This window comes from Sphingomonas sp. (genome assembly GCF_042095875.1).
Lineage (GTDB): Bacteria > Pseudomonadota > Alphaproteobacteria > Sphingomonadales > Sphingomonadaceae > Sphingomonas.
In genome coordinates this window covers 22,775-37,818 of sequence record NZ_JBELMJ010000014.1, presented here as the reverse complement: position 1 = coordinate 37,818, position 15,044 = coordinate 22,775, and the positions used below count along the sequence as shown (strand labels likewise).

At 70.5% G+C, this 15,044-nt stretch carries 11 protein-coding genes; 8 read left to right on the top strand and 3 right to left on the bottom strand.

From position 1 onward, the window contains the following. Positions 1-169 precede the first annotated feature (169 nt). From ACFDS6_RS07085 to ACFDS6_RS07055, 7 genes are all read left to right on the top strand, one after another. A complete protein-coding gene (locus ACFDS6_RS07085; RefSeq protein ID WP_375271426.1) occupies positions 170-1,036 on the top strand; it encodes a TorF family putative porin in 867 nt (288 codons plus the stop codon). Positions 1,037-1,151: 115 nt separating this feature from the next. After that, entirely contained in the window at positions 1,152-1,241 is a 90-nt protein-coding gene (gene kdpF / locus ACFDS6_RS07080; protein ID WP_056397559.1) for a K(+)-transporting ATPase subunit F, read from the top strand. A gap of 13 nt (positions 1,242-1,254) precedes the next feature. Then, entirely contained in the window at positions 1,255-2,958 is a 1,704-nt protein-coding gene (gene kdpA / locus ACFDS6_RS07075) for a potassium-transporting ATPase subunit KdpA (protein WP_375271425.1), read from the top strand. Positions 2,959-2,971: 13 nt separating this feature from the next. After that, a complete protein-coding gene (gene kdpB, locus ACFDS6_RS07070; protein ID WP_375271424.1) occupies positions 2,972-5,020 on the top strand; it encodes a potassium-transporting ATPase subunit KdpB in 2,049 nt (682 codons plus the stop codon). A gap of 10 nt (positions 5,021-5,030) precedes the next feature. Continuing rightward, a complete protein-coding gene (gene kdpC / locus ACFDS6_RS07065) occupies positions 5,031-5,639 on the top strand; it encodes a potassium-transporting ATPase subunit KdpC (RefSeq protein WP_375271423.1) in 609 nt (202 codons plus the stop codon). Then, a complete protein-coding gene (locus tag ACFDS6_RS07060; RefSeq protein ID WP_375271422.1) occupies positions 5,639-8,332 on the top strand; it encodes a DUF4118 domain-containing protein in 2,694 nt (897 codons plus the stop codon). Before kdpC ends, ACFDS6_RS07060 begins: the two co-directional genes overlap by 1 nt. Before the next feature lies 1 nt (position 8,333). After that, positions 8,334-9,020 (top strand): response regulator transcription factor, encoded by a 687-nt coding sequence (locus ACFDS6_RS07055; protein ID WP_375271421.1) that lies wholly within the window; start codon positions 8,334-8,336, stop codon positions 9,018-9,020. Between the two features lie 138 nt (positions 9,021-9,158). Here the strand turns inward: ACFDS6_RS07055 and ACFDS6_RS07050 are convergent, their stop codons facing one another. Next, on the bottom strand, positions 9,159-11,606 hold the full coding sequence (locus tag ACFDS6_RS07050) for a prolyl oligopeptidase family serine peptidase (RefSeq protein WP_375271420.1): 2,448 nt from the start codon (positions 11,604-11,606) through the stop codon (positions 9,159-9,161). A 209-nt stretch (positions 11,607-11,815) separates the two neighbouring features. Here ACFDS6_RS07050 and ACFDS6_RS07045 point away from each other — a divergent pair, with 209 nt between their 5' ends. Then, complete coding sequence (locus ACFDS6_RS07045; RefSeq protein WP_375271419.1) at positions 11,816-12,136, top strand: hypothetical protein; 321 nt, start codon at positions 11,816-11,818, stop codon at positions 12,134-12,136. A 25-nt stretch (positions 12,137-12,161) separates the two neighbouring features. Here ACFDS6_RS07045 and ACFDS6_RS07040 read toward each other — a convergent pair whose 3' ends face one another. Together ACFDS6_RS07040 and ACFDS6_RS07035 are read right to left on the bottom strand one after the other, a co-directional pair. After that, positions 12,162-13,619, bottom strand: coding sequence for a hypothetical protein (locus tag ACFDS6_RS07040; RefSeq protein WP_375271418.1), 1,458 nt, complete (start codon positions 13,617-13,619; stop codon positions 12,162-12,164). 62 nt (positions 13,620-13,681) lie between these two features. Next, positions 13,682-15,010 carry a dihydroorotase gene (locus tag ACFDS6_RS07035; RefSeq protein WP_375271416.1) on the bottom strand — a complete coding sequence of 443 codons (1,329 nt, stop codon included), beginning with the start codon at positions 15,008-15,010 and terminating at the stop codon, positions 13,682-13,684. Positions 15,011-15,044 lie beyond the last annotated feature (34 nt).

Below are 15,044 nucleotides of genomic sequence, written 5' to 3'. Positions count from 1 at the left end.
TCCGCGCGCGCTGTCAGGGGCGCGGTGCCGCCCGGGAAAAAGCGACGAACATACGCGCGCACTATGCGATTTGCCGGAATCGCTCTCGGATTCAAACGCGCGGTGCGCCTAATCGCGTGGCGCTGGAACGCGACCGTTATGGGACGATCGCACCTTGAAGGGTGCACACATGAAGCTTCATCACGCCGTCGTTGCCGCCGCGCTATCCGCGCTGCCGATGGCCGCGCACGCGCAATCGACGGTGCAAGACACGGCGGAGACGACGCCGCCACCCGCGATTACCGTCAGCGGATCGGCCGCGATCGCGTCCGATTACCGCTTCCGCGGCGTGTCGCAGTCCGACCGCGAGATGGCGGTCCAGGGCGGGATCACCGTGGCGCACGACAGCGGCGTCTACGCCGGCGCCTGGGCGTCGAACCTCGCCGGTTGGGGCACGTTCGGTGGCGCCAACATGGAGCTCGACCTGATCGGCGGCTACAAGGCGAAGCTCGCCGACAACGCGACGATCGACGTCGGTCTGACCTGGTACATGTACCCGGGCGGCGCGGACAACACCGACTTCGCCGAACCCTATGCCAAGCTGACGGGCACCGCCGGGCCCGCGACGCTGACCGCGGGCGTCGCCTACGCGCCAAAACAGCAGGCGATCGGCAAATGGTACAACAGCGGCGCCGACGCGGCGGCGGGCGTGTACAATGATCCGGGCGCCAAGGACGACAACCTCTACCTGTGGGGTGACGGCGCGCTGGCGCTCGCGGGCGCGCCGATCACCGCCAGGGCGCACGTCGGCCACAGCTGGGGGCAAAACGGCCTGGGCCCGAACGCGACCGCGGTGTCGCCGACCGGCGAATATTGGGATTGGTCGCTCGGCGCCGACGCGACCTACCGCAACCTCACCTTCAACGTCAGCTACGTCGACACCGACATCTCGGCGCGCGAGGCGGGCTATCTGCGCCCGAGCTTCAGCAAGGGCCAGGACGGCACCGGCAACATCGCCAACGGCACGATCGTCGTGTCGCTGACCGCGGCCTTCTGAGCAGAAAAGGGGACATCCATGCAGGACCTGCTGTGGATTGCGATCATCGTCGGACTGTTCGCACTGACGCTCGCCTACGCCCGCCTGTGCGACAACGCGTGAAGGAGGCCCGGCCATGACGCTCGATCTCTGGCTCGCGGCGCTGACCGCGCTTGGCCTTCTCGTCTATCTCGTGGGCGTGCTGATCCGCCCCGAACGCTTCTGAAAGGAGCGGTTCCATGACCATGCAGGGCTGGTTCCTGATCCTCCTGTTCGTCGGCATCCTGCTGGCGCTCACCAAGCCCGTGGGGCTGTGGCTCCACGTACTGTACGAGGGGCGGCGCACGCCCATCCATGTCGTACTCGCCCCCGTCGAGCGCGGTTTCTACAAGCTGGCGGGCATTGATCCGAGCGCCGAGCAAAGCTGGCGCCGCTATGCGCTTCACATGCTCGTCTTTAATGTCGGGTTGTTGCTGCTGACCTACGCGGTGCTGCGGTTGCAGGGCGTGCTGCCGGGTAATCCGCAGGGGCTCGCCGGCCTGTCGCCCGACCTCGCGTTCAACACCGCGGTCAGTTTCACCACCAACACCAACTGGCAGAGCTACGGCGGCGAGGCGACCATGTCGAACCTTGCCCAAATGCTGGGTCTCGCGATCCACAATTTCCTGTCGGCGGCGACCGGCATCGCGCTCGCCTTCGCGCTGTTCCGCGGGTTCGCGCGGCGCGAGGCGAAGACGGTAGGCAATTTCTGGGCGGACGTGACCCGCGTCACGCTCTACCTGCTGCTGCCGATCTGCGTCGTGTACACGATCTTCCTGGTCGCTTGCGGCGTGCCGCAGACGATGGCGGGCGTGGTTGACGTGCAAACGCTGGAAGGTGTCCGCCAGTCGATCCTGCTCGGCCCCGTCGCCAGCCAGGAAGCGATCAAGATGCTCGGCACCAACGGTGGCGGCTTCTTCAACGCCAATTCGGCGCACCCGTTCGAGAACCCGAATGCGCTGACCAATTTCGTCGAAATGCTGTCGATCTTCGTCATCGGTTTCGGCCTGACGTGGACGTTCGGCAAGGCCGTCGGCAACACGCGGCAGGGCTGGGCGATCCTGGGCGCTATGGTGATCCTGTTCCTCGCCGGCGTCACTGTGACCTACTGGCAGGAAGCAGCCGGCAACCCGATCCTGCACCAGCTCGGCGTCGCGGGCGGCAACATGGAGGGCAAGGAGGTGCGCTTCGGCATCGCCGCGTCCGCGCTCTTCTCCGTCGTCACCACCGCCGCGTCGTGCGGCGCGGTCAACGCGATGCACGACAGCTTCACCGCACTCGGCGGCATGATCCCGTTGTTCAACATCCAGCTGGGCGAGGTCGTGATCGGCGGCGTCGGCGCGGGCATCTACGGCTTCCTGCTGTTCGCGATCCTGGCGGTGTTCGTCGCGGGCCTGATGGTCGGGCGCACGCCCGAGTATGTCGGCAAGAAGATCGAGAGCCGGGAGGTGAAGCTCGCGGTGCTGGCGATCGCGGTGCTGCCGCTCGTCATCCTGGGGTTCACCGCGCTGTCGAGCGTGCTGCAACAGGGGCTGGCGGGCCCGCTCAACGAGGGGCCGCACGGCTTCTCCGAGATCCTCTACGCCTTCACCAGCGCGGTGGGTAACAACGGCTCGGCCTTCGCGGGGCTGACCGCCAACACGCCCTATTACAACGGGCTGCTGGGCGTCGCGATGTGGTTCGGCCGCTTCTTCGTCATCGTGCCGATGCTGGCGATCGCCGGGAGTCTGGCGGCCAAGAAGTACACGCCGGAGAGCGCGGGCTCGTTCCCGACCACCGGCGGCCTCTGGGTCGGGCTGCTCGTCGGGATCATCCTGATCCTGGGCGGTCTCACCTTCCTGCCGAGCCTCGCGCTCGGTCCCATCGCGGATCATCTGAACATGATCCGCGGCCAGCTTTCCTGATCCGGGGGCCATCATGGCGAAGACCCAATCCCAGAAAACTTCGGCCAAGAGCCTGTTCACGGCCGACCTCGTCGTGCCCGCGATCCGGGCGTCGTTCCTGAAACTCGCGCCGCGCGAACTCGTGCGCAACCCGGTGATGTTCGTCACCGCCGCGGTCGCGCTGCTGATGACGGTGCTGCTCGTCATCGGCCAGGACGACCTGAGCGTCGCGTTCAAGGCGCAGCTCGCGGTCTGGCTGTGGCTGACCGTCCTGTTCGGCACCTTCGCCGAGGCGCTCGCCGAGGGCCGCGGCAAGGCGCAGGCCGCATCCTTGCGCGCCACCAAGGCGGAGTTGACCGCCAAGCGGCTGAAGGGTGACGGCCGGCAGTACGACGACGTCCCCGCCAGCCAGCTGAAGGTCGGCGACGTCGTGCTGGTCGAGACGAACGACCTGATCCCGTCGGACGGCGAGGTCGTGTCGGGCGTCGCATCCGTCAACGAGGCCGCGATCACCGGCGAGAGCGCGCCGGTGATCCGCGAGGCGGGCGGCGACCGCTCGGCCGTCACCGCGGGCACGCGCGTCATCTCCGACGAGATCCGCGTGCAGGTGACGGTGGAGCCGGGCAAGGGCTTCCTCGACCGCATGATCGCGCTGGTCGAGGGTGCGGAGCGGCAGAAGACTCCGAACGAGATCGCGCTGACGATCCTGCTCGTCGGGCTCACCATCATCTTCCTGATCGCGGTCGGCACGATTTCCGGCTTCGCCTCCTACGCGGGCGGCAGCATCCCGGTCGCGATCCTGGCGGCGCTGCTCATCACGCTGATCCCGACCACCATCGCGGCGCTGCTGTCGGCGATCGGCATCGCGGGGATGGACCGGCTGGTGCGCTTCAACGTGCTGGCGAAATCGGGCCGTGCGGTGGAGGCGGCGGGCGACGTCGACGTGCTGCTGCTCGACAAGACCGGCACGATCACGATCGGCGACCGCCAGGCGAGCGAGTTTCGTAGCGTCGGCGGCACGAGCGCGGCCGAGCTGGCCGAGGCCGCGCTGCTCGCCAGCCTCGCCGACGAGACGCCGGAAGGGCGCTCGATCGTGGTGCTGGCGCGCGACAAATTCGACCTGCAACGCCCGATGCCCGCGGGCGCGGAGGTGATCCCCTTCACCGCGCAGACGCGCGTGTCGGGCGTCCGCTTCGGCGAGACCCTGATCCAGAAGGGCGCGGTCGACTCGATCCTGCGCGCCAACGAAGGGTCGGGCGCGACCGCGGCGGCGACCGAGCTGCGCCGCATCACCGACGAGATCGCGCGCGCGGGCGGCACGCCGCTGGCGGTCGCGAAGGACGGCCGCCTGCTCGGCGCGATCTTCCTGAAGGACGTGATCAAGGCGGGCATCCGCGAGCGCTTCGGCGAGCTGCGCCAGATGGGCATCCGCACGGTGATGATCACCGGCGACAACCCGCTGACCGCCGCCGCGATCGCCGCGGAGGCCGGCGTCGACGACTTCCTCGCGCAGGCGACGCCCGAGGACAAGCTCGCGCTGATCCGGGCTGAGCAGCAGGGCGGCAAGCTGGTCGCGATGTGCGGCGACGGCACCAACGATGCGCCCGCGCTGGCGCAGGCGGACGTCGGCGTGGCGATGAACACCGGCACGCAGGCCGCGCGCGAGGCGGGCAACATGGTCGACCTCGACAGCGACCCGACCAAGCTGATCGAGGTGGTGGGGCTGGGCAAGCAGCTGCTGATGACGCGAGGGAGCCTGACCACCTTCTCGGTCGCGAACGACGTGGCGAAATATTTCGCGATCATCCCGGCGATGTTCGTGGCGCTCTATCCGGGTCTCGGCGTGCTGAACGTGATGGGACTGGCGACGCCGCAGTCGGCGATCCTCAGCGCGATCATCTTCAACGCGGTCATCATCCCGCTGCTGGTGCCGCTGGCATTGAAGGGCGTCGCCTACAGGCCGATGGCGGCCGGGCCGCTGCTGGCGCGCAACCTCGCCGTCTACGGACTGGGCGGGCTGCTCGCCCCGTTCGTCGGCATCAAGCTGATCGACCTGGTGGTCGGTGGCCTCGGCCTCGCGTAAGGACAAGATGATGGGCAAGGATTTCTCCTCCGCACTGCGACCCGCGATCGTCATGACGATCCTGTTCGCGGCCCTCCTGGGGCTCGCCTACCCGTTGGCGATGACGGGCATCGGGCAGTTGCTGTTCCCACGCCAGGCGAACGGCAGCCTGGTGCACGATGCCGGCGGGCAGGTGATCGGTTCGAGCGTGGTCGGGCAGGCGTTCACCGCTGACCGCTATTTCCAGACACGGCCCTCGGCGGCGGGCGCAAGTGACAAGGGCGGTTACGACGGGCTCGCCTCGTCGGGCTCGAACCTCGGCCCGGCGTCGCAGGCGCTGGTCGACCGCGTGAAGCCCGACGTCGCGAAGCGGCAGGGCGAAGGCGTGACCGGGCCGGTGCCCGCCGACCTCGTCACCGCCAGCGGCTCGGGGCTCGACCCCGACCTGTCGCCCGCGGCCGCGCAGGCGCAGGCGGCACGCGTGGCACGCGTCCGCGCTCTGCCGCTCGCCCGCGTGCGCGCGCTGGTGGCGCAGTTGACGGTCCGGCCGCTGCTCGGCGACCCATTCGTCAACGTGCTGGCGCTCAACCGCGCGCTCGACGCGCTGGCGCGCGCGCAGGCGGGCTCACCGGGGCGCTGATGGCGGCAGCGGGATCAGGACCAGGGGGCGCCAGGCCCGATCCCGACGCCCTGCTGCGCGCCGCCGCGCAGGAGGGCAGGGGACGCCTCAAGATCTTTCTCGGCGCGGCGCCGGGCGTCGGCAAGACCTACGAGATGCTGTCGGAAGGTGCGGTGCGGCGGCGCGACGGCGTCGACGTGGTGATCGGCGTGGTGGAAACGCACGGCCGTGCCGAGACCGAGGCGCTGACCCGCGGGCACGAGGCGGTGCCGCGCCGCGCGGTGCCGTACGAGGGCCGCACGCTGCACGAGATGGACCTGGACGCGATCCTCGCGCGCGCGCCCCGCCTGGCGCTCGTCGACGAGCTCGCGCACAGCAACGCGCCGGGCAGCCGCCATCCGAAACGCTACGGGGACGTCGAGGAACTGCTCGCCGCCGGGATCGACGTCTACACCACTGTCAACATCCAGCACGTCGAGAGTTTGAACGACGTCGTCGCCAGCTTCACCCGCGTGCGCGTGCGCGAGACGGTGCCCGACAGCGTGCTGGAGATGGCGGAGATCGAGGTCGTCGACATCCCGCCCGACGAGCTGATCGAGCGGTTTAAGGCGGGCAAGGTCTACCTGCCCGCCGAGGCGACCCGTGCGCTGGGGCACTTCTTCTCCAAATCGAACCTGTCGGCGCTGCGCGAGCTGGCATTGCGCCGCGCGGCGCAGGCGGTCGACGCGCGCATGCTCGACGACGTGCGCGCGCTGGGCCTGGGCGGCACCTGGGCGGGCAGCGAGCGGATCGTGGTCGCGATCAGCGAGCTGCCGGGATGCGACGCGCTGGTGCGCGCGGCCAAGCGCGTCGCCGACGGACTGCGCGGCCCGTGGACCGCGGTGTTCGTGGAAACGCCGCGCGCGGCGCACTTCACCGACGCGCAGCACGCCCGCGTCGCCGCGACGATGACGCTGGCGACGCAACTGGGCGGCGCGGTCGCGACCGTGCCGGCCGAGAACGTCGTAGCGGGCATCCAGTCGGTGCTGCTCGACCTGCGCGCGACGCAGCTCGTGCTCGGCAAGTCGAACCGGTCGCGCTGGTTCGAGCTGCGCCACGGCTCGGTCGTCGACCGACTGGTGCGCGACACGCCCGACGTCACCGTCCACGTCCTGCCGATGCCGGCGCAGGTGGCGGATCGGAGCGGCGCGCGCAGCACCGGTCGCCGCGCCGGGCAGCGGGATACGGCCGCGGGGTACGCGGTCACGACCACGATGGTGGCGGGCGTCACCGCGCTCGCCAGCGCTTTGTTCCAGATCCTCGACCTCGGCAACGTCGCATTGCTCTACCTGCTGCCGGTGATGGCGGCGGCGAGCTTGTTCGGGCTCAGGACCGGGCTGTACGCCGGGATCGCGTCGAGTCTGGCGTACAACTTCTTCTTCCTGCCGCCGACCGGCACGCTGACGATCAGCAATCCGGAGAATGTCGTCTCGGTCATCGTGCTGCTCGGCATCGCGGTCGCGACCGGGCAGCTGACCTCGCGCGTCCGCGCGCAGGCGGACCTCGCCACCGCCAGCGCGCGCACCAACGCGACGCTCGCCGGCTTCCTGCGCCAGATCGCCGCAGTCAACGATCCCGACACCGCGGCGCAGATGATCTGCGACGACGTGCGCCGGCTGCTCGACGTGCAGGTCGTGCTGCTCGACCGCGCGAGCGGCGCCGAGCTGTCGATCCTCGCCGCCAGCGACCCGGCCTACCGGCTCGACGCGATGGACGGTGCCGCGGCGAGCTGGGCGTTCGACACCGGCAGCCCCGCGGGCAAGGGATCGGGCACGCTCGCCGCGTCCGAGTGGTTGTTCCAGCCGCTGAAGGCGGGCGACCGCGTCGTCGCCGTGCTGGGCGTCGCCAGCGACCGGACCGGCAGCCCGGTACGTGCCGACCAGCTCCCGCTGCTCAGCAGCCTAATCGACCAGGCAGCGCTGGTGCTGGAACGGTTGCGATTGCAGGGCGAGATGCGCGACCTGGAGATGGTGCGCACCCGCGACCGGCTGCGCGCCGCGCTGTTGTCGTCGGTCAGCCACGACCTGCGCACGCCGCTCACCGCTGTGATCGCGGCCGCGGCCGAACTACACCACGGCGCCACGCCCGAACTGATCGGCACGATCGAGATGGAAGCGCAGCGGCTCAACCGCTTCGTCGCCAATCTGCTCGACATGGCGCGGGTCGAGGCGGGCGCGCTCAAGCTTAACATCGAGGCGACCGACTTGAGCGACGCGGTGACGGGCGCGGCGCACGACGCACGGCGCGCGCTGGAGGGGCACGCGGTGCGCCTGGACGTGCCGCCCGACCTGCCGCTGGTGCGCGCCGACCCGCAATTGCTCCACCACTGCCTGCTCAACCTGCTCGACAATGCCGGCCGCTACGGCGAGCCGGGCTCGACGGTCGTGATCGAAGGGCGCAACCGTTTCGGCGAGCTGCGGCTGGCGGTGCTGGATCTCGGCCCTGGCCTTCCGCCGGGGCGCGAGGGCGAGGTGTTCGAGACGTTCAGGCGGCTGGAAGGGTCGGACCGCGCGGTTGGCGGCACCGGCCTGGGGCTCGCCATCGTGAAGGCGTTCGCCGATGCGATGGGGATGAGTGTGGAGGCGACTAACCGTTCCGACGCCAATGGTGCCGCCTTCACGCTGGTATTTCCCCCGAAGCTGATCGTTCGCGATCTCGTGACTGAGCACGCCTGACATGCCGGCCAAGATTCTGGTGGTGGACGACGATGCCGCGATCCGGCGGCTGCTGCGCAACACGTTGCTGCGCGCGGACTATGCGGTCGTCGAGGCAGCGGACGCGAAGGCCGCATTGCACCAGAACGCCGCCGAGCATCCCGACGCGGTGCTGCTCGACCTGGGGCTGCCCGATCGCGACGGGCTCGCCATCATCCCGCAGCTGCGCGCGAAGGGCGAGGCGGTGGTCCTGGTGGTGTCCGCGCGCGACGCGGTGAACGAGAAGGTCGCCGCACTCGACCTGGGCGCGGACGATTTCGTCACCAAGCCGTTCGACACCGAGGAACTGCTCGCGCGGCTGCGGGTCGCGCTTCGCCACCGCCACGTCGGCCACGCGACGCCCAAGCTGGTGCGGCGCGGTGACCTGTCCATCGATCTCGACCGGCGGGTCGTCTGTCGCGGCGGGGTAGAGCTCCACCTCACCCGCAAGGAGCACGACGTGCTCGGCCTGCTCGCGCGCCATATCGGGCGGGTGATCACGCACGAGCGCGTGCTCGCGGCGTGCTGGGGCGCGGACGAGGACCCGCGCGTCGAGTACCTGCGCATCGTGATCCGCAACCTGCGCCAGAAGCTGGAGGCACCCGCACCGGTCGGCAGCGTGATCGCCAACGAGCTGGGCGTCGGCTACCGGCTGCGCGCCGACCAGTAGTTCCGACCGATTTGAGTGATTGTCATCCCGGACTTGATCCGGGATCCCGCTGCCTTTCGTGCCGGTTCAAGAAGCGGGACCCCGGATCAAGTCCGGGGCGACGGGTTGGATGCCAAATGCGCCTAGGTTCGCCGCGCGTCAGTTCGCCGCCGCGGCCTTCTGCGCCGCCGGCTGCGGCTTGACGTAGCGGTTCAGCCAGTCGGTCATCTGCCACAGCGTTTCCCCGGTCGATTCCAGCGCGCGGTAGCCGTGCGGCTCGTTGGGCAGCACGACGTAGCGGACCGTCGCGCCATTGCCCTTCAGCGCGGCGTACATCCGCTCCGACTGGATCGGGAAGGTCCCGCTGTTGTCGTCGGCGCCGCCGTGGATCAGCAGCACCGGCGCCTTGATCCGGTCGGCGTAGGTGAAGGGCGACATCTCGGTATAGGTCGGGGTCGCCTGCCAGTAGGTGCGCTGCTCGGCCTGGAACCCGAACGGCGTCAGCGTGCGGTTGTACGCGCCCGACCGCGCGATGCCGGCGCGGAACAGGTCGGTGTGGGCGAGCAGGTTGGCGGTCATGAACGCGCCGTAGCTGTGCCCGCCCACCGCCATGCGCGCGCGGTCGCCGACGCCCAGCTTGACCACCGCGTCGACCGCGGCCTGCGCGTCCTCGCGCAATTGCTTGACGTAGGTGTCGTTCGCCTCCGCGCCGCCTTCGCCGATGATCGGCATCGCCGGATCGTCGAGCACGGCATAGCCCTGCGTCAGCAGGAACAGGTGGCTGATCCCGCGCGGGCGAACGAAGCGGTTGCCCTGGTCCACCGTCTGCCCGGCGACCTTGGCATCGGTATATTCGGCCGGATAGGCCCAGAGCAAGGTCGGTAGCGGCCCATCGCGCCGCGCGTCATAGCCCGCGGGTAGGTAGAGCGTGCCCGACAGCGGCACGCCGTCCGCGCGCGCGTAGGTGATCGTCCGCTGGGTCACGCCCGCGAACACCGGCGCCGGGTCGGCAAAGGCGGTGATCGCCTTGGCACTGCCGCCCGTCACGCCGCGCACGACATAGTTGGGCGGCAGCTTGGCGCTCTCGCGCCGCGTCAGCATCCGCTTGCCCTCCGCGTCGAGCAGCGCGACCACCGGCTCGTAGTAAGGCGCGCGCGCGGTCCACAGCCGCGTCTGCGCGCCGCCGGCGAGCGGCATGGTGGCGAGGAACGGGAACGCACCCGCCTTGGTCGCGCCCTCGCCGGTCACGAACACCGCGTCGTGCGCGGGCGTGAAGCGCATGACCGGCTTGCCCGCGGCATTCTCCTCCAGGATCGGGCGGCCGGGGTCGTTATACTGGTCCTGGTAGTTGCGCGTCACCAGCGTGCGCGCCTGTCCCGGCCGCGACGGCGCCACCGCCAGCCGGTGCTCGGTGCGCGTCCGCCACTCGCGGTCGACCACCAGTGCGAACCCGTCGTCGCCCCACCACGTCGTCGCGTAGCGCGCCGGCGTTCGCGCCAGCTCGACCGGGGCGGCGTCGAACGGCGCGGCCTGCATCATCACCTTGTCGTGGAAGGCGACCTGCGCGCGCGGGTTGCCGCCGTCCAGCGCCTCGGCCCAGACGAGCGTCGCCGGCGCGTCCGACCGCCACGCCGCCTCGCGCGGTCCCTTCACCACCGCGTCGAAGTCGACCGGAAGGTCGTCGGCGAGCGGACGGTCGACCAAGGTCCTGACCGGCTGGCCGTCGATCGTCGTCACTGCGATCTCGGTCGGGAAGAAGGCGGCGGGCAGCAGGTAGGAATACGGCCGCTTCAGCCGCTCGGTCAGCAGGTAGCGGCCGTCGGGCGAGACGCTGAAATCGGTCACGAGGCCCGGCGTGCCGATCGGCCGGGTGCCGCCGTCCAGCGACACGCGGGTCAGCTGCCCGGTGAAATAATGGTCGAACAGCGCCTCGTCGTGTGCGTCGCCGAGCAGATCCTCGTAGGTGCGCGCCGCGGAGGTGCGGCCCGCGCTCTCCTGCACGATCGGGCCGGTCGGCGTCGTCGCAGCGACGGGCGCCGCGCCGCGGCCGGCGGGAACGGTGTAGGCGATCAGCGCCTGGCCATCGGGCATCCAGGTGAACGGCGTGCCGAACGTGCCGTTCAACCCGGTCGCGACCTTGCGCGCGCGGCCGTCACGCTCCGCGATCCACAGCGACAGCGCGTCCGGCTCCTGCGCGTAGAAGGCGAGGCGGCGGCTGTCAGGCGCCCAGTCGGCACCCGCGAAGCGCAGCCCGGCCGGCAGCGCGACCTCGACCGTGCGACCGCTCGCGACGTCGGTGAAGCTCAGCTTGTTCAGCCATTGCACGCGCACCTCGGCCTGGCCGTTGGTCGCGGGGTCGATGCGATAGCCCGCGAGCCGCAGGATCGGCTTGGACAGGTTGGCGATCGTCGGCAGGCTCTCGCGCCCCAGGATCGCGAGCGTGTCGTGGTTCGGGCTGACCAGCACCGCGGGGGTCGGCGGCGCCTCCAGCGCCCGCGCGATCGCGTCGGGCGCGCGGTGGTAGCTGGTGCCGCCATCGGTGGTCGGGGGCGTCTGCGCGGTGGCAGCGGTGGCGAGAAGGGCGATGAGGCAGGCACCGAGGCGCATTCGTTTACACCTTGAACTCGAATGGCTGTCCGATGTGCCACGCGCGCCGCGCGCCTGCCAGTACTTATCGGGTGCGCGGTCTCGGGCGCGCCGACATCCGCGCGCGGGGCGTTGATGGAGTTCGGCACGTTTCCTTTTGATCGGCGGGCGGAATCGAGTCAGGTTGGCGGGCAAGGCGCCGGGAAGCGCCACGAAGCGAGGAGCGGATCATGACCATCGACAGGCAGAAGCAATTGCACCACGACGTCACCAACGTCGGCTTGCGCGCGCAGGCGACCGCGGTCGGACTGGTGCAATTGTGCATCGAGCTGAGGCGCGCCGAGGTGCTGAGCGAGGGCGCGCTCGCCAATATCAAGCAGGCGATCGCCGACGAACTGCTGATCGGCCCGAGCCGGCGCTACTGCGCGCGCGATGAGCGCCGCGAGGTCGAGGCGCGCATCGACCGCATCTTCGCGGGCGAACAGAAGATCAGCAGCGCGGCGGAACTGTCGTTCGTGACCGACGGCATGGAGGATGCGGCGCGGGTTTGACGGCGTTCTGCCGCCGCGGTGCCCGTCACGCGGCCGGCGCGCGCCGCGCGAGACGCCTGCCCGCGAGCATCACCGGCAGCAGCGCCAGCACCCACAGAACGCGCGCCTGGTAGCGATCGTGCGGCGTCGACAAGGCGCCGCAGATCACCACGTCGAGCACCCATCCCGCGACCAGCACCGCCGCCGTCGTCGACAGCGCCGACCGCCGATCGCGCGCCCATGACCAGAACGCCACGGCGACGCCGGCGATCGCCCACAGCAGCGCCGCCGCCTGCGCCACGTGAATCGGCATCGTGCCGGCGAAGGCGCGGCTGGCGACGAAGGCGGCGCGCTCGTTCGGCGGCAAACGCTCGGCGATCGCGCGCGCGTCGTCGGGGTAGAGATCGTGGTTGAACTCGCTCAACCGCCACGCGGCGAACTGCCGCCCGACCGCCGACATTGCCACGCGCGCGACCGCCAGCGGCTGATCGCACATCACCGCCCACACGAAACGCGGCTGCTCGGCCGCCAGCGCGCGCCGTTCCGCCGCGGGCACTGCCATGAATACGCCGCGCGCGGGCTCGGCATTCCACAGGAACAGGTCGCTGTTGAGCGGTAGTCGCGTCGCGTAGCGACACAGGTGGAACTCGACCGTCGCGCAATGCCGGTCGAGGTAGGCGCGCGTCGGCCCGTCCTCCGCCAGTCGCGCGGTGACGAACGGCGGGCGGATCGGCGCGCTGCCGGTCAGCATCTCGACCGCGCGCGCGAACGCGACCTCGCCCGCCACGCCGGTGAGCGCGGCGAGGATCAGCACGCCCGCGCCGACGCGCGCGCGCTCGACCGCCAGCCCGGTGATCCCGAGCGCGAGCAGGATCAGCACGTGGCTGCTGTGCGCCAGCGCGGCGAAGCTCGCGAGTCCGAACCACAGCGCGCGCGCGCCCGCCCGCTCGCGCCGCCACCCGACCAGCAGCACCGCCGCCGCGACCAGCGCCAGTCCGGTCAGCACGTCGGGCATGACCATCGCGGTGAACCAGGCGAGCGGCGTGGTGGCGAGCGCGAGCGTCGCGATCACCACCGCGCGCGCGAACCGCGGCGAGCCGGGATCGACCACGTGCCGCACCAGCCCCAGCACGACCGCGCCGACGAGCAGCGCCTGCATGGTCGCGACCGTCCACAACGTTCCCGTCAGCGCGCCCAGCCACGCGAACACGCCGTAGAAGATCGAGCGCCCCAGCAGCACCGGCGCGTCCGCCGCCTCCTCGACCGACCCGGCGGGTTCAGCAGCGCTGGCCGGCGCCGCGGTCGCGCGCACCGCCTCGTTGCTCCACGCGGTTGTCGCGCCGGTCGCGCGCATGATCGCGGCATCGGCGCCGTGGACGTAGGCGGTGGTGTCGCGGAACAGGAACGGCGCGCGGTTGATCGCCGCGGGCCACAGCATCAGCAAGCCCAGCAGGACCAGCGCATATTGCCGAGCCGTGAGCGGCGTGATCCGTTCGTCGCGCACCGTCGTCCCCTTCGTCGCGGCGCGTAGCACGTCGCTGGGGCGCGCACCCCAGCGAATTAACGCTAACGCCCGAACGCGGTCGCCTCGAAGCGGATCGGCGCGCCCTGTGCGCGCTCGCCGAGCTGGTCCTCCCACATCGCGACCTGCCCGCGCACGATCGTGCCGATCGGCTTGCCGGTCAGTTCCATGCCGGTGAACGGCGACCAGCCGCTGCGCGAGGCGAGCCACTTGTCCTCGATCGTCCAGCGCTTCTTGAGGTCCACCACCGTGAAGTCGGCGTCGTAGCCTGCGACGATGCGGCCTTTGCCGACGATGCCGAAGATGCGCTGCGCCCCCGCGCTGGTCAGCTCGATCACGCGTTGCAGCGTCAGCCGTCCGTTCGCCGCGTGGTCGAGCAGCAGCGGCAGCAGCGTCTGCACGCCGGGCATGCCGCTGGGCGAGGCGGGGTAAGGCTTCGACTTCTCCTCCAGCGTGTGCGGCGCGTGGTCGGAGCCGATCACGTCGGGCACGCCCTGGTTGAGCCAGTGCCACAATCCGTCGCGGTGCGCGCCCGATCGGATCGGCGGGTTCATCTGCGCCAGCGTGCCGAGCCGCGGATACGCCTCCTCTCCGGCAAGCGTCAGGTGCTGCGGCGTCACCTCGCAGGTCGCGATGTCCTTGTTCTGCCCTAGCAGTTCGAGCTCGGCCGGCGTGGTCACGTGCAGCACGTGGATGCGCCGCCCGGCCGTGCGCGCCAGTCCCAGGATGCGGCGCGTGGCGAGGATCGCGCTCTCGTCGTCGCGCCAGACGGGATGCGACGAGGCATCGCCGGTCACGCGCTCGTTCTCGCGCGCGTTCATCCGGTCCTCGTCCTCGGCGTGGATCGCGACGCGGCGGGTGCCGTGGGCGAGCACCTGCGACAGGGTCGCGTCGTCGCTGACCAGCAGGTCGCCGGTCGAGGCACCCATGAAGATCTTGACGCCTGCGGTGCCCGGCATCCGCTCCAGCTCGGCGAGTGCTGCCGGATTGTGGTGCGTCGCGCCGACGTAGAAGGCGTGGTCGCACCACATCCGGTCCTTGGCGCGCGACAATTTGTCGGCGATCGCCTCCGCGCTGTCGGTGTTGGGCTTGGTGTTGGGCATCTCGAACACGCCCGTCACGCCGCCCATGACGGCCGCGACGCTGCCGCTCTCCAGGTCCTCCTTGTGAACGAGCCCGGGCTCGCGGAAGTGGACCTGCGTGTCGATCACGCCCGGCAATATGTCGAGCCCGGTGCAGTCGATCGTCCGCCCCGCGTCGCCTGCCTTGCCGATCGCGACGATCCGCCCGCCGCTCACCGCGACGTCAGCGCGCACCGGCCCGCCCGGCGTGTGGACGGTACCGCCCGTCAGTTTCAGGTCACAGGTCGCCATCGCCAGCCCTTTCGTCGCGTGATGCGCCCTCCTA